General features: G+C 65.7%; 13 protein-coding genes. 6 read left to right on the top strand and 7 right to left on the bottom strand.

The genetic code is table 11. The features are described from left to right. Nucleotides 1-7: 7 nt before the first annotated feature. From ACI78Z_RS15030 to ACI78Z_RS15000, 7 genes are all read right to left on the bottom strand, one after another. Complete coding sequence (locus ACI78Z_RS15030) at nt 8-826, bottom strand: replication-relaxation family protein (protein ID WP_457037340.1); 819 nt, start codon at nt 824-826, stop codon at nt 8-10. 124 nt (nt 827-950) lie between these two features. Continuing rightward, nucleotides 951-3110 (bottom strand): type IV secretory system conjugative DNA transfer family protein, encoded by a 2160-nt coding sequence (locus ACI78Z_RS15025; RefSeq protein ID WP_457037339.1) that lies wholly within the window; start codon nt 3108-3110, stop codon nt 951-953. 400 nt (nt 3111-3510) lie between these two features. Then, nucleotides 3511-3678 carry a hypothetical protein gene (locus ACI78Z_RS15020; RefSeq protein WP_457037338.1) on the bottom strand — a complete coding sequence of 56 codons (168 nt, stop codon included), beginning with the start codon at nt 3676-3678 and terminating at the stop codon, nt 3511-3513. A 62-nt stretch (nt 3679-3740) separates the two neighbouring features. Continuing rightward, nucleotides 3741-4286 carry an MT-A70 family methyltransferase gene (locus ACI78Z_RS15015; protein WP_457037337.1) on the bottom strand — a complete coding sequence of 182 codons (546 nt, stop codon included), beginning with the start codon at nt 4284-4286 and terminating at the stop codon, nt 3741-3743. Further along, entirely contained in the window at nt 4283-4510 is a 228-nt protein-coding gene (locus ACI78Z_RS15010; protein WP_457037336.1) for a hypothetical protein, read from the bottom strand. Before ACI78Z_RS15010 ends, ACI78Z_RS15015 begins: the two co-directional genes overlap by 4 nt. Then, nucleotides 4510-4851, bottom strand: a complete 342-nt coding sequence (locus ACI78Z_RS15005; RefSeq protein WP_457037335.1) for a hypothetical protein — start codon at nt 4849-4851, stop codon at nt 4510-4512. The genes ACI78Z_RS15010 and ACI78Z_RS15005 overlap by 1 nt, the downstream gene beginning before the upstream one ends. A gap of 128 nt (nt 4852-4979) precedes the next feature. Continuing rightward, the gene (locus tag ACI78Z_RS15000) at nt 4980-5861 is read right to left on the bottom strand and encodes a helix-turn-helix transcriptional regulator (protein WP_457037334.1); all 882 of its coding nucleotides are present in this window, start codon (nt 5859-5861) and stop codon (nt 4980-4982) included. Between the two features lie 466 nt (nt 5862-6327). On the opposite strand from ACI78Z_RS15000, the gene ACI78Z_RS14995 reads away from it, so the two are divergent. From ACI78Z_RS14995 to ACI78Z_RS14970, 6 genes are read left to right on the top strand one after another with little or no spacing between them, the layout of a single operon-like run. After that, nucleotides 6328-9006 carry a type I restriction endonuclease subunit R gene (locus ACI78Z_RS14995; RefSeq protein ID WP_457037333.1) on the top strand — a complete coding sequence of 893 codons (2679 nt, stop codon included), beginning with the start codon at nt 6328-6330 and terminating at the stop codon, nt 9004-9006. After that, nucleotides 9003-10466 carry an N-6 DNA methylase gene (locus ACI78Z_RS14990; RefSeq protein ID WP_457037332.1) on the top strand — a complete coding sequence of 488 codons (1464 nt, stop codon included), beginning with the start codon at nt 9003-9005 and terminating at the stop codon, nt 10464-10466. Before ACI78Z_RS14995 ends, ACI78Z_RS14990 begins: the two co-directional genes overlap by 4 nt. Beyond that, a complete protein-coding gene (locus tag ACI78Z_RS14985; RefSeq protein ID WP_457037331.1) occupies nt 10463-11836 on the top strand; it encodes a hypothetical protein in 1374 nt (457 codons plus the stop codon). Before ACI78Z_RS14990 ends, ACI78Z_RS14985 begins: the two co-directional genes overlap by 4 nt. Continuing rightward, the gene (locus ACI78Z_RS14980) at nt 11833-13947 is read left to right on the top strand and encodes a GmrSD restriction endonuclease domain-containing protein (protein ID WP_457037330.1); all 2115 of its coding nucleotides are present in this window, start codon (nt 11833-11835) and stop codon (nt 13945-13947) included. Before ACI78Z_RS14985 ends, ACI78Z_RS14980 begins: the two co-directional genes overlap by 4 nt. Nucleotides 13948-13956: 9 nt before the next feature. Beyond that, complete coding sequence (locus tag ACI78Z_RS14975; protein WP_457037329.1) at nt 13957-16287, top strand: hypothetical protein; 2331 nt, start codon at nt 13957-13959, stop codon at nt 16285-16287. Between the two features lie 8 nt (nt 16288-16295). After that, nucleotides 16296-17906: a hypothetical protein gene (locus ACI78Z_RS14970; protein ID WP_457037328.1), complete on the top strand. Its 1611-nt coding sequence runs from the start codon at nt 16296-16298 to the stop codon at nt 17904-17906. The last annotated feature ends 12 nt before the right edge of the window (nt 17907-17918 follow it).

Below are 17918 nucleotides of genomic sequence, written 5' to 3'. Positions count from 1 at the left end.
TCGTTGCTTAGTGATCTGGGACGTCGGGCCCATTGGGCGGCGGCCGGCTGTCCAGCTCGCCCCCGGTCAAGGCCGCCAAGGCTTCGGACTGCAGAGCGACGGCATGCAGCTCGGGCGTCAGGCGCGAGGAGTGCAGCAGCCGGCGCAGCTGGGCGGCCCGCCTGTCGCTCGGCACCAGCCAGACCACCCGGGGGAAGGCCTCGGCCGTGGCCGCGACGCCGCCGCGGTAAGCGGTCTCGTATTGGCGCAGCTTGCCGACCAGCGCCGGGGAGTGCTCGGTGCCCCGGTCGAGCTCGACAAAGGAGTGCAAGGCCTCCTCGCCGAGGCCGATGACGACGTGTAGGTCGGGCTTCAGCCAGTCGCCGTCAGGCATCCGGCGCCAGGAGCGGGGCTCGGTCTCCAGCGTCAGCAGCTCGAGCTGTCCCCGCTGCTCGGCCTGGCGGAGGAGGACGTACAGCTCACTCAGCGCCAGGGTGTGGCTGAGGAAACCGTCGCGGACCTCGTAGAGCCGGCGACGCGGTGCTCCTGGGTGGAGCAGCCGGACGCCGGCCGGACCGAGGCCGTAGGTGAAGCCGCTGCTGCCGGCCCGCACCCCGCCGACCTGCCGCTGCAGCCGGGCCAGCAGACCGTGGCGTACAAGGCGGGCCAGCAGGCGCCGGGCGGCCCGGGCTGCCGTCTCGCCCTGGCCGACGTGGAGCTCCTGGAGCTGCCGACCGCTCATCAGGCGGCAACGGTCGATGTCCTGCAGCACTGCCGAATCGCGCGGACTGAGCTCCTGCCGCAAGCGCTCCAACCGCGCCGCCGAGAGGCGGGGGACGGACGTCATGACGGACCTCCGTGCCACACCTCTGTCCCGTCCCGAGAGAGGGGCGAGACCATGCCTGACCAGGGCGAAGTGCCGGGCGTCCAGCACGCGGCCGGAGAGGCGACCGGACACCATGGTCGGCGGCTCATGAGGGCCTCCGACTGCGGCCGATGGGTCGGTCACCACCGCGCGGACCGTCGATGAGGGCCTGCAAGGCGGTGTCCGTCTCCAGGCGGGGGACGCCGTAGCGCTCCCGGCTCAGCCCACGGATGGCCGCCGGGTCGCTGACCACCGGCGGCGCCGGCCGGGTCTCGCCGGACATGTACGAGGTGACGGCGGCCCCGACGCTCAGGCGGAGGTAGACCTCGTGGGCGGCCAGGTGGGTGAAGTCCTCGGGGGTCAGCTCCTTGTGGCCGCGGGCGAGCACCCGGGCGTCGTCAGCGGCGGTCTGGAAGACCACCCGTGTCCGGGCGTTCGCCAGGGCGCCGCTGCGCAGCGCGGGCGCCAGCTGGTCGAGGTGCTGGCAGGCCAGGGAGAACATGACGCCGAGCCCGCGGGCCTGGGCCAGCATGTCGCCCAGGTCGCCGGGGAGGCTGGCGTAGTCCTGGAGCTCATCGACGACGACCGAAACGAGGTGGCGCCGCTCCGGCGGGATGGCCTGGCGGCCGAGGGCAGCCTGCCACAGCTGGTTGAGCAGCAGGGTGCCAAGCAGCCGGGCACTGTCCGGTCCGATGACGCCCTTGGCCAGGTTGGCCAGCAGGATTGGGCGGCGGCTGGAGAAGAGGTCCGGCAGCGCGAAGCGCGGCTCCACCTGGCCCAGGACCGCCCGCAGCGCTGGCCGGGCGGTCAGGGCGCGCACCTTGTTCAGCACCGCCGCGACCGTCTGGGCCTGCGCCTCGTCGCTTAGCCGCTCGAAGGCGGCCCAGATGGGCGAGACGCCGAGTGGGTCGTCGAGCGCCCCGACCACCCGCCGCCGGAAGCCAGGGTTGGTCAGCAGCGGCGGCAGGACGGCCAGGCTCATGCCCGGCGTCCGGGCGAGCGTCAGCAGGCTGGCGTGCAGCAGTTCGGCCAGTCGCGGCCCCCAGCTCTCAGCGTTCAGGCGGGCCAGGACGGTCAGTAGCTGGTCGGCCACAAGCTCCGGGGCGGTACGGGTCGCCAGCGGGTTAAGCCCGACGGGCGCTTCGTCAGCCGGGTCAAGCAGGACGACATCCGCCTGGCGGGCGGGCGGTACACGGGCCAGCACGTCACTGATCAGGTCGCCCTTCGGCTCGAGCACCACGACGGCCCGTCCGGCCGCCATGTCCTGGGTGATGAGGTTGAGCAGGACGGTCGACTTGCCGGTCCCGGTCGGACCGAGCGCCCAGAGGTGCTGAGCGCTGTCCTTCGGCGTCAGGGCGATCGTGCGCCCGTTCAGAGGCTCAACGGCGATGATGCGGCCCGTGGTCGGTACACCGGGCGGTACGGGCAGCAGGCGCGACGGCCGGCGGGCGACGGGCGGCAGTGGCAGCTCGCCGAGCGGCCAAGCCAGCAGCGCCGTCAGCTCCTGCACGTTGCAGGCCAGGCCCCAGAACAGCGGAGTCCGGACGGTGGTCACGGTCGAGGGCTTGACGGGTCGGACGCCGAGCCGGGCGCCGGGGCCTTCCGCGGTGCGCAGGGCGCCGAGCAGCTGGCCGAGGAGGCTGAACCGACGCTCACGGTTGGCTGCCTGGACGGCGATGCGACCGACCAGGCGCCAGCCGGCCTCACCCTGTTTGCTGCGGAGGGCGCGGCGCGCTTCGGCGTCGAGCTGGGCGGGCGCCTTGAACGGCGCGCTGGCGAGGGCCCTGGGCCAGGACTCGCTGAGGACCGGACTGTGCCTGCTTGGTACGACGACCGGCCGCCGTACCGGGCCGAGCAGCCACTGCAAGGTGACTCTCTCGCCCGCGCCGGCCTCGGCGAGGGCGGTGAGGACGGCCTGACTGACGGCCGCCGGCTCGTCGGTCCGCAGCGGCAGGCGGGAGGAGGACGACCACAACCGCCAGGCCGCCTGCGGCTGGCCGACCTGTGGACCGTCACTTGGCTCAAGCGTCAGGCCGGGCACCGTGCTGCGGGCCTGGGCCAGCAGGCCGGTCCGCCGCTGCGGCGGCAGCCGCAGGAAGTGGTCGACATGACCGGCGTGCCCGACGGCCTGGAAGGCGACTGGCCGTTCGCGGTGATCGCTCCCCAGGCCGTGGAAGCACCGAAGCAGGGCTGTCAGCTGCCCCGGCTCGACGACGACCGGGAAGCGGTGCCGGAGCCACTTGGGCATCGCCGCGGCGGCGCTCATCGCGACTGCTCCTTGGGTGGTGGCGTCGCTTTGGGGGTAGGGCTGTCAGACGAAGCCGCCCGGTGGGCTGCTGCGGCATCCGCTTCGGCCCGTGCGCTCGCCAGCTCGATAAGCGCCCGGCTCAGCTTGCGTAGGTCCGGTTCCTTCCGCCGAATTGCGCGAATGCGCAGGCGTCTTTTGTTCGACATAGCTCTACCCCCTCTCGTGTCTTAATGTCATCCGTCGCGGACGTGCGACGATATGAATACCAGTATGCGTTGCAGGCCTGCGACGTTCAATAGTGAATGGCAATTCCACAATACCGAGCGGTCGTTGTCCTTCTCCGATGAAGCGAAACGATCGGAATGTGTCCACTGCGGCCTCTGGGCAGCAGCTCCGGGCAGGAGCCGCCACTGCATGCTCACCAGGAGCGGTGGTTGCGGTAGATCGAGATGCCGGTGACGGTGATGCCGCCCAGCACCACGACGGCGACCATGTAGGGGATGAGTGGGCGGATGAACTCGACGGCCGCCTGGAGCAACAGGGCACCGATGACCAGCAATGCCAGGAACTCCCAGCCGCGCCGCATCTGCCCGGCCTCCCGTTCAGGTCGATCGGCGCCGGACGGAGGGCCCGGCGTCGACCGACGGCTTACAAAGCGACATCGCAGTGCACCTCATTGCCCCAGACGTTCCAGCCGGGACGCCGCCGTCGGGCGAACAGTTCGAGGTAAGGCCCCGGGCTGCAGCGCTCGATGACGGCGTACTGCTCCTCGGGCTTGCAGGAGTGGCCCTGCACCGGGGCGTAGAACCAGGAGCCCTGGCCGCGGAACAGGATGGGAGCCTTGCCCCGCGTCCCGAGGAGCAAGTGCTCGGTCTGGGTGCGCAAGTACTGCCCCATGCCGTAGTAGGGCTTCACCCAGGTCAGGATCGATCGGTAGGTGAAGCCCCACTGCTCCATGACCGTCTTGCCGGCGAACAGGCTGGCGTTGGTCACCCACAGCCAGAGGTGAGCCTGGTCCGCCGCCAGCTGGCCGACCGGCAGCCGGGCGATGGTCTCGACCGACAAGAGCGGGTAGTGCTGGACGGCGCCGCGCCGGCAGCCGCCGACCTGGAGGATGTCCCACGGCGGGTCGGCCAACAGGGTGGCGTAGCGCCCCGGCTGACCCGCCGTGGGGACGGGCTTGGTGTCGGTCACGTGGTGCTACCCGGCGGTCGGCCCGACCGGCGCAGGGCGTCCCGGGCCTGGAAGTACAGGTCATGGATGCGCTGGACCTGCTGCAGGGCGACGAACTCGCCCTGCACCACTTGGCGCCAGGCGGCCAGCCGGGCCCGTTCGGCCCGCACCCGGTACAGCGCTAGGCCGTAGCCGGCGGCCAGCAGACCGATGACGCTGGCGACGAGGATGACCGTCTCGACCATCAGAAGGCCCGGCCGGTGACGTAGACGGCCTCGTCGATGCCGTCGGCAGCGGTGTCGACGATGCGGCGGGCCCGCTGGCCGCCGGTGAACTGGTTGCGGGCCACCGCCGCCGCTTCCTCGTCCTCCAGGTCGGCGACCGCGCGCAGTCCCTGCTGGGCGACGTAGTGGATGCCGCGGATGCGGGCTCCGTTGACGATGGCACTGCCGTACTGCTTGGCAACGCCGTAGGTGACGGCCTGCTCGACAACCCTAGGCATGGCCGGGCGGCCGACCAGCTGCCCTTCGATGACCTGCTCCGCCGGGGTCAGTGCCCGGTGGCGACTGGACCAGATGCCGAACATGGTGGGTCTCCATCCCCTTGAGGCCCGCCCGGATGGCGGGCACCAGGGGATCGTTGATCCGTCGGCCTGCTGTTTGCTGGGCTCAACAGGCGAGGACAGGTGTTGGCGGCGTCAACACTCGCCAGGCCCTACTGGTCCTCATCCCACTGCCAGGCGACGCCGAAGGAGGTGCCGACCTCCGGCCGCTGGAAGTCCGCCGAGACGCAGTGGTTGCCGTCTGGCCGCAGCCGCGTCTGCGGTGTGACGGCATCGGGAGCGAGGGCATCATCGGCCAGGGGCCCGAAGCGCCAGTAGTCAATGGGAGGTTTGGTGCCCCAGAAGTTGACGTGCAGGCTGACCACCTCCGCTCGGTCGGTCACCGTGGCGATGATGTGGTGGGCAGGGGCGGGGTCATGCTCGACGAAGTACCGGATGCCAAACCGGTGGCGCTCGCTGCGCTTGAGCGTCCGGCCAAGGTCGAGCCGCCGCAGGTACACGGTCCGGCTCCGGCCGATCTGGGCGAGGCGCCGCTCGGCGGCCAGGACGCCGCCCCACAGGACCTCGGTCTCCGTCTCGAAGTCGGCGGTTCCCTGGTGCTCCAGCTTGAAGGTGAAGTCCCGTGCCTGGGCAGTCGCCCGTAGCTGGCGCAGCTCCAGCACCTCCTCCGGGGCCCGGCTCTCCCGGAAGACGTAGACGACGTCGAGCCGCTCGATGACGAAGGGGCCGCCGAGGAGCTTCTCCGGCGCCGGCGGGGCCGGGGCCTTGGCTGGCTGCCGCTGCTGGCGGCGCCTCACCGACCGCCGGAGCTGCTCCTCACGGGCACGTTCGTAGGCCGCTCTCAGCCGCGCCTCGGCCGGCGGGAAGCGGAGGGTGAAGGCGCTCCAGAACTCAGCGGAAGGTGCACTGCGCCCCGCCTCCAAGTTGGCGATCGTCGGCCGGGACACGGCCAGGCCCAGACTCTCAGCGAGCGCTGCCTGAGTGAGGTCCTGGCTCTGCCGCCAGGCGCGCAGCTGGTCACCGAAGTCCGACACCCCTTTGCTCCCTCTGGCTTGTGCCGCGCCGTCGGCCAGGCATCGACCGCCCAGCTGGCTAGATCATGGCGGCTGCGACAGGCTGCCGGCGGCCTTACCACTGCGGACTTGCTGGGCGTCGACCGTGGTGAACCAGCCGAACCGGATGAGGCCCAGCCCATCGCGGACCTGTGATGGCCAGCGACGACCAGTCCGGCCAGCAGCCCCGGTCGACGGTCGTGATGCGCAGCTGTCCCGGTAAGCCCGCCGCCGGCCAGTCGGCTTCGTCGTAGGGCAAGCGCCGTGGTGCCCGTCAGCGCCGCATGGCAACAGCTGGCGGTTGTCCGCGGCCGCCGGGCACGTACGTGTCTGCCCGTCACGCACATGGGTCACCGGTCCGACACGCTCGAGAGCCTGCCCGGCGGCGTCGGAGCGCACGCTTATGCTTTCTCGAACGTCTAATGGCCGGTATAATGGGGGAAATACCATGACCAACGAAGCCACCACCCGTAGCGAACGGATTGACCCTCGCCTGAAAAAGGCCGGTTGGCCGGTTGTGTCGCTCAATTCAGTGAATAGTGAAGCGCCAGCCATGCCCACTGCAGTCGAGGAGTGGCCGACCGCCAGCGGTCCGGCCGACTATGCGCTCTGTGTCGATGGTCAGGTGCGCGGCGTGGTCGAGGCGAAGAGGTTAACGGTTGGGCCACAGGGGGTTCTAACCCAGGCGGAGCGCTACTCTCAGGGCATCACCCAAGTGCCACGCTACCAGGGCAAGTACGGTGTGCCTTTTCTCTACTCGACCAACGGTGAGCGCGTATTCTTTGCTGACGTCCGCCATGAACTGAACCGTTCGCGGGAGGTGAGTGGCTTCCATAGCGCCGCCGGGCTGCACGAAATGCTGCAGCGCGACTACGACGGTGACCTAGCCAAGCTCGACTCACTGCCTGTCCACCCCCGGATGCGTTCCTACCAACGGGATGCAAATCAGGCGATTGAAGACGCGCTCCGTAAGCGGCGCCGCAAGATGCTTGTCACCATGGCAACGGGCACCGGCAAGACGCTTATGACTGTCAATGAGGTCTACCGCCTCATGAAGACGGGCGCGGCACGCCGGGTCCTGTTCCTCGTCGACCGCAAGGCTTTGGCCGCCCAGACTGTCCGGGCCTTTAAGAGCTTCGAGCCCGAGCCAGGCAAAAAATTCGACCAGCTTTATGAGGTTTACTCGCAGCGCTTCCAACGCGAAGACTTTGGTGACGATGAAGCGTTCGACCCGACCGTCCTGCCGAAGTCGTACCTGACGGAGCCCAAGATCGGTTCGTCGTTTGTCTACGTCAGCACCATTCAGCGCATGACAATCAACTTGTTTGGCAACGCGGCTGTTTTCGCCGACGGCGAAGAACAGGAAGACGACGCAGAGAAGTTGGACATCCCTATCCACGCCTTTGACTTGATCGTGGCCGACGAGTGCCACCGCGGTTACACTTCCCGTGAAGCGGCCATCTGGCGCAAGACCCTCGACCACTTCGACGCCATCAAGATCGGCTTGACCGCCACGCCGGCGCAGCACACCATGGCCTACTTCGAGAAGCTGGTGTACCGCTACGACTACGAGCGGGCCGTGCGCGAAGGCTGGCTCGTCGATTACGACGTCGTCCGCGTCAAGTCGCACGTGCGCATGCACGGCGTTTTCCTAAAGGAAGGCGACGTCGTCGATAGCGTTGATCCCGAGTCAGGCGAGCAGCAGTTCGATTACCTCGAGGACGAGCGGGCCTACGACACCACCGCCCTAGAGCGCGATATCACTGCCCCGGACTCGAATCGCAGGATTCTGCAGGATCTGAAGCGCTACACCGACGAGTTCGAGGCCGAGCGTGGCCGCTTTCCGAAGACACTGGTTTTCGCCGTCAACGACTTGCAGCACACCTCGCACTGCGACCAACTGGTGTCTCAGGCCCGGGAAATCTTCAACCGCGGCGACGAATTCGTCGCCAAGATTACCGGCAGCAAGAGCGTCGACCGGCCGCTGCAGCGCATCCGCGAGTTCCGCAACCGGCCGAAGCCGATGATCGTCGTGTCGGTCGACATGCTGACAACCGGCGTCGACATCCCTGACCTGGAGTTCCTGGTCTTTCTGCGGCCAGTAAGGTCGCGTATCCTGTTCGAGCAGATGCTCGGCCGCGGCACCCGGTTGGGCGACAAATGCCGCGACAAGGACCGCTTCGTCGTCTTCGACTGCTTCGACGGCACGTTGCTGGAGTACTTCAAAAACACGACGGACATTACGGCCGATCCTCCGGCTGCGGACGCCAAATCGCTGGCCGAAATCATCGACGACATCTGGAACAACCGGGATCGGGCCTACAACACCAATCGGCTGATCAAGCGGCTACGCCGACTCGACAAGGTGATCCCGGGTGACACCCGTGAGGCCTTGGCGGCCTACATCCCGGACGGCGACCTCGGCACCTTCGCCGAGGGGCTGCAGGCCCGTCTGGATAGCGCGTTCCTGCCGACGATGCAGCTGCTGCGCAACGAGGGCTTTCAGGACCTACTGATCAATTTCAAGCGGCCGCCGCGCACCTTCATCGTGGCCCACGGCGTCACCGACACCGTTGAGTCGAGCTGGTTGATCCGGGGGGCCGACGGTCGGGAGTACAAGCCCGACGACTACCTTCAGGCCTTCGAGCGCTTCGTGCGTGACAACGCCACGCACATCGAGGCCCTGCAGGTCATGCTTGACCGGCCGCAGGACTGGAGTACCGATGCCCTCAACGACTTGCGCGATCTGCTGACCAAGGCGCCGGAGCGCTTCACCGAGGCCAACCTGCGCAAGGCCTACGAGGCTAAGCACCACAAGGCCTTGATCGACATCATCTCGATGGTCAAGTGGGCTGTTATCGACGGCTCGAGTCTGCTGACGGCCGAGGAGCGCGTCGCCGCAGCCGTGGCACACGTGGCGGCCGGTCGACTGCTGACCGACGATCAGAAGAAGTGGCTGGAGTACATCCGCCAGCACCTCGTCCAAAACCTGACGATCGACCGCGAGGATTTTGACAACGTACCTGTCTTGGCCAACCGCGGTGGCTGGGGTCGGGCAAATAAGGTCTTCGAGGGACAGTTAGCTGAGCTGCTCTCGGACGTGCACAAGGAGCTAATTGCCGCATGAGTGTTGACGTTGTTCAGAAACTATGGGGATTCTGCCACACCCTACGCCACGAGGGCGTGAACTACGGCGACTATATCGAGCAGGTTACCCTCCTGCTATTTCTCAAGATGGCCGACGAACGCGGCATAGAGTTGCCTACCTACAAGACGGTCGAAGTCCACAGCGGCCGCACGGTCGAAATCTCGTGCGACTGGCCGACGCTGACCAAGTTCAGCGGCAGTGATTTGATTGAGCACTACGATAGCGTTCTGAAGGAGCTCGGCAAGCAGCACGGCATCCTAGGCGAAATCTTCGCCGGCTCGCAGAACCGTTTGCGCAAGGCGACGAGCTTCAAGCAGTTCATCGGCGTCATTGACGAGACTGACTGGACGTCGCTTGACGTCGACGTCAAGGCGGCAGCCTTCGAGGGCCTGCTTGAGAAGGCGGCGGCTGAAGGAAAAAAGGGCGCCGGTCAGTTTTTCACGCCGCGATTGCTCATCCAGACGATGGTTCGCTGCGTCCAGCCTGACCCACGGGTCAGCAAAAGCTTCGCCATTGGCGACCCCGCCGTTGGCACCGGTGGCTTTCTGGTGGCCGCCTACGAGTGGCTCCTGCACCAGACCGGTGGTGCCTTCGAGCGCCAGACGGCCAAGCGAATCCGTACTAAGACGTACTTTGGGACTGAGATCGATGAGCGACCGCGTCGCTTGGCGCTGATGAACCTCTATCTACACCAGGTAGAGCCGCACATTAGCAACGCAGACTCTATCTACGAGGCACCCTCCGATCAGCGCTTCGATGTCATCCTGACCAACCCGCCCTTTGGCGTGAAGGGTGCTAATCAGGCCCCGGACCGTGATGACTTCGTGGTCCAGACGAGCAACAAGCAGCTCAACTTTCTGCAGCACATCCTGACCATCTTGAAGCCAGGTGGCCGAGTAGCGGTTGTCGTGCCTGACAACGTTCTATTTGCGCAGCAGGCCGGTGAGATTTTCAAGGTACTGATGGAGGATTGCGACCTACACACCGTCCTAAGGTGTCCTCGCGGGACGTTCAGTCCGTATACCGAGGGTACGCAGACGAACGTCCTTTTCTTCACGAAGGGGCGACCAACTGAGCGTACGTGGATTTACGATGCTCGGGCAAATGTGCCCAAGGTTACCAAGAAGAGCCGTCCTCTCACTCAGAATCACTTCGCCGAGTTCGAGCGATGCTACGGTTCCGATCCGAATGGATTGGGCTCGCGGACACCAGACGACTCTCCCACAGGCCGTTGGCGCTCATTCTCCATCGCCGAGGTGAAGGCTCATCACTACAAACTTGACGCCTTCAAATGGCTTCGCGATGACGAGCTAACTGGCGGTCACGACCTTGTGGATCCGCTGGAGCTGATCACAGAGGCGATGGGAGAATTGCAGCTTGCGCTCGACGAGCTCGGTGACCTCCAAGCGTTGCTCGACGCGGGCGAGGAGTCCGCGTGAAGATATTGCATGGTGACCGCGTTAGCCTGAAAAGCATCGTAGAGGACACCATCGGTGGCCTCTGGGGGAGCGAGCCTGCGTCCCAGCGTGAAGATGACGTCGACGTCTTGGTTGTTCGAGGTGCTGACTTTCGCCGTTGGGAGACGCGACGGGCCGAGGATGCTGCTCCAAGGCGCATCCCAGCCAAGGCTCTTGATCGGCGCCGCTTACGTCCAGGCGACCTGGTCTTAGAAGTTTCAGGCGGAGGACCGGGGCAGCCTGTCGGCCGAGTCTTGCTGATTGACGAGGAGGCGGTGGCCTCGGCTGCGATGCCGCTGATCTGCTCCAATTTCTGCCGCAAGCTGCGTTTGCGGACGGGGGTGCACCCTGACTTTGTCAAGCGTCAACTCGACTTGCTCTATGCGGCAGGGCATACAGAGCAGTTTCAGACGGCTACAACGAATATCCGAAATCTCAAGGTGGACGACTTTCTTGAAGGTACGGAGGTCTTGCTGCCTGATAGTGCTGAGCAGGAGACTGTCTTAGTTGAGCTTGCAGCGGTCGATAGAGCACGGGACAAGGTTCTGCAGCGTGTACACGCGGCAACTGAGGTGGTCAGTCGCTTGCCGAGTGACTTGGTCCTGGCGGCAGGACTAGGCAAGCTGTCCGAGACCTGGCGTGTTGCTCATGCCAATGAATCCGAATGGGATAACGCTGCGGTCCTGACTTCCTTGCCGAAGAAGCGCCAGCAAGTGCTGCATGACTTCAATGAGGATCGACCACCAGAACTGCCTGAAAGCTGGTCGTGGGTTCCTCTTGCCGCTGTAGCGGAGTCGGTATTGGGTAAGATGTTGGACAAGGCGAAGAATAAGGGAGAGTCGCTTGCGTATCTTCGCAATGTCAATGTGCGATGGCGTGGGTTCGACCTGAGCGACCTCAAGGAAATGCGGTTCGAGGCACATGAGGCGGACAGGTATGGGCTTGTGTCCGGAGATGTCCTCGTCTGTGAAGGCGGTGAGCCTGGTCGTGCAGCTGTATGGCGTGAGACTGCCTCCAATATGCGCTTCCAGAAGGCGCTGCACCGAGTTCGGTGCGATGGGGCGCTCCTGCCGGATTGGCTTGTGTTGGTGCTTCAAATGCACGCGCAGACCGGGCGCCTACAGGACTACTTTACGGGCTCGGGCATTGCTCACTTGACTGGAGTCTCGCTCGCTCGAGTCCCCGTGCCGTTGCCGCCTGTACCTGAACAGCAGGAAATCTTGCGTGTTGTGAACGTGGCGCTCGACCGACTTGAGGCGGTGGAGCGAAGGATCCAAGCGGCGTCGTCAACAGTTGATGGCGCACCTCGAGCATGGCTGGCGCGATCGCTCGCTGTGGAGAGCTCAGCATGAAGGCGACGGAGGCCTCCCTACTGCAGTTCCTTAAGAAGTCGCCGCAGTTCGTGATCCCGATTTACCAGCGAACGTACAGCTGGCGGCGTGACGAGTGCCTGCAGCTGTGGACCGACATCATGCGGGCTGGCCGTGAGAACAGCGTCAACGCCCATTTCGTCGGCTCGGTCGTCTACGTCGAGCAGGGGCTGTATCAGGTCTCCAGCCAGTCGCCGCTGCTGGTCATCGACGGCCAGCAGCGTCTGACGACGGTCACCTTGCTGCTGGAGGCGCTGTCCAGGCACCTCGCTGACACGGAGCCGGTTGAGGGCTTCTCGGCCAAGAAGCTGCGCAATTACTACCTGCTCAACCCACTTGAGGACGGCGAGAAGGCCTTCAAGCTGCTGCTGACTCAGACCGACAAGGACAGCCTGACAGCGCTGGTGCAGCAGCGGCCGCTGCCAGAGGGCGGCTCCTTGCGCATCGCTCAGAACTTCGAGCTGTTCGACGAGCAGGTCAAGACATTGAACGGTGACCTGGCGCCGCTCTGTCGGGGCCTGAGCAAGCTGGTCATCGTCGATGTCTCGCTAAATCGCGCCCAGGACAACCCGCAGCTGATCTTCGAGAGCATGAACTCGACCGGCCGCGAGCTCAGCCAGGCCGACCTCATCCGCAACTACGTGCTGATGGGGCTGGAGCCGAAGCACCAGACTGAGCTGTACGAGCGGCACTGGCGGCCGATGGAACTGGGCTTCGGCCAGGAGGGCTACGGCGCCCACTTCGACTCGTTCATGCGGCACTACTTGACGGTCAAGACCGGTGACATCCCGAACGTCCGGGCCGTCTACGACGCCTTCAAGGCCTATGCCCGGCGGCCGGCCGTGGCTCAGGCGGGCGTTGATGCGCTGGTGGCCGACGTCCACGCCTACGCCGGCTACTACTGCGCCATGGCCTTGAAGCGCGAAAGCGACCAGGCGCTGGCCGAGGCCTTCGCCGACCTGCGCGACCTCAAGGTCGACGTCGCTTACCCGCTGCTACTTGAGCTGTACCGCGACTACGCCACCGACGTCCTGACGCGCGCCGACTTTGTGCGTGCGCTCCGTCTCATCGAGGCCTACGTCTTCCGGCGGGCGATCTGCGCCATCCCGACGAACTCCTTGAACAAGACCTTCGCCACCTTCGGGCGGTCGCTCAAGAAGGACCGCTATTTGGAAAGTGTCCAGGCCGGCTTCCTGCTGCTGCCGTCCTACCGGCGCTTTCCGAACGATGAAGAGTTCACCCGCGAACTAGTGACCCGCGACATGTACAATTTGCCGCGCCGCTCCTACTGGTTGCGCCGGCTGGAGAATCATGGCCGCAAGGAACGGGCCATTGTCGACGAGTACACGATCGAGCACATAATGCCGCAGAACGAGAACCTGTCCCAGCAGTGGCGGCAGGAGCTCGGTTCTGACTGGGAGCGCATTCACGCCGCCAAGCTGCACACCATCGGCAACCTGACGCTGACTGGCTACAACAGTGAGTACAGCGACCGGCCGTTCGTCGAGAAACGCGACATGGACGGCGGCTTCAAGCACAGTCCGCTGCGCCTCAACGACGGCCTTGGGGCGGTCGAGCGCTGGGAGGAGGCGGCCATCGACGCCCGAGCGGCTCGCCTGGCCTGCCTGGCAGCGACCGTCTGGAGCCGTCCGGCGATCGAGAACAGTGTGCTCGCCGCCTACCGGCCGAAGGCGGCGGGGGCTGCTCAGTCGCGCTACAGCCTCGATGACCACCCGCACCTTGCCCTCGGCCGCCCAATGCGCAACCTGTTTGAGACGTTCCGCACGGCCCTTCTCGAGCTCGACCCGAACATTTCAGAAGAGGTCCTCAAGCTGTACATCGCCTACAAGGCCGAGACGAACGTCGTCGACGTCGTGCCGCAGGCCGCCCGACTGCGGTTGTCGCTCAATATGCCGTTCCCTGAGTTGAACGACCCCAAGGGTCTGGCCAAGGACGTTACGAACCTCGGGCGCTGGGGGAACGGTGACGTCGAGGTTGGCCTCGCCAACGTCGACGACATTCCCTACGTGCTTGGATTGGTGCGGCAGTCACTCGATCGGCAGCTTAGTAATGAAGGGGCGGCGGCAGCCTGATTCACGGACATGACTGACGACGCCAAGCCCCGCCACAGCAACGCCGCGCGCGGCACCGCGAAACTGCCGGACCGCGGTGCTAATCCACTCTGGACTGAGGCGGCACGCCTTCGGCATGCAGGAGTGCTGGACGTTAGCCGGATCGTCGCCAGCGCCGCCGCCCAGGGGACTGTGGTCAGGTGGCGGGATGTCGCGGATCTTGCCATGGCCGAGGGCAGGGGCGGGTTCGGCCGTCCGCTGTACCTGCTCGACTTCCTCGAGGCCTTCGCACGGCGGCTTGCACCGCGCTCGGTCTTCGATCCGTATGTCACCTCGCCATTACCACTTGCAGCGCTGACCGAAGGGATCACCGCTGCGGCTGTCGGCGTTGTCCCGCACCGACCGCTGTGGGAACTCGGACGGGCCATGGCGCCGGCTATCGACTGGCGCCTGGGTGATCCGCTCCTGTCACTGCGGCGCGAGCTCCTTGACGGCTACGACCTCGTCTTCGTTGCACCGCCGCTTGGTCTGCAGCCGCCTAGCCGCGCCGCGGCCGAGCTGGCGACACCGGCCGGGCGGGACTTGGCTGGCGCCGTGCTCTGGCAGGCGCGTCAACTGCTCGCGCCAGGCGGACGGCTCGTCTACCACACGACCGACAGCCTGTTCTGGGACGCGGGCAGCAAGCTGCGCCAAGCCTGCGCTGAAGCCGGGCTGCACCTGACGGCGGTCATTTCTGTGGAGGCCGGCTTCGCGCCCGCCACGAACCTCACCTCGTCGCTTGCCATCTTCGAGCAGGACCCTGCTGACGCGCTTTTCGTCGGGCGACTTGACGCTAGGACGCCGATTACCGAGCTCATCGACAACCTGCTGACCCGCCGGCCGAACCCGGCCAATCTCCACCTTGGCGCCCTGACCTCACTGGACTACCCCGGCTGGGGGTCGTTCGTCCTGCAGCGCGAGCTGGCGGACGCGTTCGGGGCCGAGCAGCTGCAGCCGCTCGGCGATCTCGGGATAGTTCGCAGCCTGAACCTGCGCCCCACGCAGCCGTACGGGGCGCCGCCCAATGCCGTCTACGTGCCGACGCTCGGCGCCGGTGCGGTGCGCACCTCCCCGCCAGACCTTGAGGGCAAAAACCTCTACCGGCTGATTGAGGTCCAGCTCGACCCCGCGAAGGCGCGGGCTGACTACGTGGCTGCCCTGCTGTCGAGCCCTATCGGTCGGCGCCTGCGGGAAGCGGTGGCCACCGGCTCGACCCTTCCAAACATCAAGGCCTCGGCGCTTGCCGCCGTGCAGATACCCGTGCCGGCCGTTGCGGTGCAGGATGAGGCGATCAGCGCCGCCAGCCACCTGGCCAGCATGGAAGCAACCGTGGCCCGGCTCCGCGGGGACCTCTGGCGCCATCCTGAGCAGGCGCGGCGGGTCGTTGAGCGGCTGGAAAGCGCCGCGAAGGCCGACCCGGTGCGCCGCTGGCTCGAGGCGCTGCCGTATCCGCTGGCGTCTGTGCTGCAGCGCTATGCCGTGTCGCGTGACCCGGACGCCAGGGTGCAGAGTCTGTTGAACTTCTTCGAAGTTACAGCTCAGTTCGCCTGTGCAGCCCTGCTGAGTGTCTTTCGAGCTGACGCTGAGCTCTTTCGCCAGGTACAGAGGGACCTCAGCAATGCTGCCCCACCGGGACGGCAGCTCTTCGACCGCGCTGATTTTGGGCTCTGGCTCGGCCTTGGGCAGACGCTCGCCCGTAACGTCCGCCGATTGGCCGGTGACAAGGACTACAAATTGGTACTGGCCGAGGCCGCAGCGCCGGCTGAAGCCTTAGTGGGTAAGCTGTCTGAGAAGTCGTTTTGGGCGTCACTAGACCCTGCACGTCACGTCCGTAACCAGCGTGCGCATGGCGGCATCGTCAGTGCCGATCAACTGGCAAGTTGGCTGGGGTCATTGGAAGTGCAGCTCGGGCGACTAGAGCAGGCGGTAGGGGATGCCTTTGAAGACGTCGATCTGGCGCTTGCCGAGGAGGGTCGCTACAAAAATGGCGTGCACACTTACGCGCAAGCGCAGCGGCTCCGCGGGCCGAGCGCCATCTTCGAGCAGTTTGAACTGCAGACGCGGGAGCCGCTGGAGAGTGGCCAACTGACATTCGTGAGCCGCGACGCTGTCATCAGCCCCACGCTGGCCTTGGTGCCGCTAGTGCGTATCGGGCCGTCAGCCAGTCGTACCCGTCACGCCTGCTACTTCTTCGAGTCGCGTCGCGACGGGTCCGTGTCGTATGTGTCCTACCACTTCGAGGATGAGCCACGGATCCAGGTGCGCGACGATGATTTAGAGCATCTCGCCCAAGAATTTAACAGAAAGGCCCCCGGGTCATAATGCTGGATATGGCCCTCCCGCAGCTGCGGGCCTATCTAGGGGACGACTTCCTGCGGTACGTCCTCAACATCCCCGCTGAAGTGGCAATGGATAACTTTGTCAGCCATGCCTCAGCACCGCAAGCCCAAGTAGTGGTGGAGTTAGCGACCCTACTGCAGCCGGCCCTAACCGCGAATGATGACACGGCAGCCATGCAGGTGCCGCTCCTCCTTGGTCAGTATCTTACTGAGGCTGGCCAGGGTGTCCCGACCCTGCTACGGCGGCATGCCGGCGGCGCGCTGCCGCCGCCACCGTCGTCGTCCGATCCGGTCCTGCGCCAATTGCTGACCCAGTTGCAGGAGGCCTACTCGCTGCTGCTACTACCAGTCGACCGCTTCATGCACCGGCCTTCCTTGTCGTCATTGACCTTCAACCATCCAGGTCGTGCCGACTTGGAGGCGGCGGTGCTGGCGGACCCGGCTCTGGGCAAGCTGTTCACGGCTGAGCATGAAGGCTCGGGCTGGATGGGCAACGTCTTCCGGAGCACCGGCCAAGGCGGCAGTGTCCAGCTGTGGGGTTTCGCCGACCAGCAGATTGTCATTGCCTGGGAGTGGGCCCGCCTCGACGTGGCCACGCCCTCATTCGAGGCGGTGGCTGACAAGCTGGCCGTGAGCCTGCGGACGCTGCGGCGGGCAATCCAGGGCAAGTCGACGACCGTGCCCGTCCGGTTGGGCCTCACGGGCGTCCTGCTCCCACCAGAGACCGCTGTTCTGGACTTCGGCTGGGCCAGTATCCGCCGCGTGGCCGAGCAGGATCGGGCAATCATCCGACGGACCGGGCTGGCCGGCACGCTACAAACGACCACGTCGGACGGCACCAACGTGGTCATCGACTACGCCGGTGACGTCGTCGTCAGCTTCGAGGTGCCCTACAAAGTAGTCATTCGGGAGGACGACTTCGATGTCCTGACGCCATGGCCGGCTGAGCTGACGGAACTGCAGGGGCGGGTGTGGCAGGAGCTCGAAAATCTGCGCCTCGGCCTGGCCCTCGAGCAGGAAGACCAGCCGGCGCTGGTGGTCCTCAGTTGGCAGCTGACGCTTGACCCGCTCGCATCGGCGGCCGCACCGGCCTGGGTAGACACCCGGCGAGCGCCGAATCTGGTGCCCCGTCAGTTGACCGACGCTGACGTCGCGGCGTGGCAGAAGTGGTCTGGCCTGCTGCGCCAGCATCGGACGAAGAGCACGGCCATTGCGATCCGCCGTATGTTGCAGGCCTTATCCGAACGGACGCAGCAGGACGACGTCCTGGTCGACGCCGTGGTGGTCTGGGAAAATCTGTTCGGCGCGACACAAGAGACGACGTTCCGCATCACGACGGCTCTGGCCTGGTTGCTCGGTACGGATGCTGACGATCGAGCGGCGCGCCAAGTTAGGTACAAGAAGCTCTATGACCTGCGAAGCAAGATTGTTCACGGCTCCGATAAACTGAAGGAAGCTGCGGTGCCTCCAGCTGCCCAGGAAGCAGTGCAGATTTCCCTGGCGGCATTACGGGAGGTGCTTGCTGTCCGACAAGACCTTCTGCAGGAAAAGGACAGTGCCCACCGGGCCAACCGGTTGCTGCTCGATCAGCGACCGCAGTAGTCGGCGCAGGTG

The sequence above is a fragment of the Geodermatophilus sp. SYSU D01176 genome (genome assembly GCF_054050015.1).
Note: the sequence above shows the minus strand (reverse complement) of the source record. Positions and strands in the feature narration are given on the sequence as shown.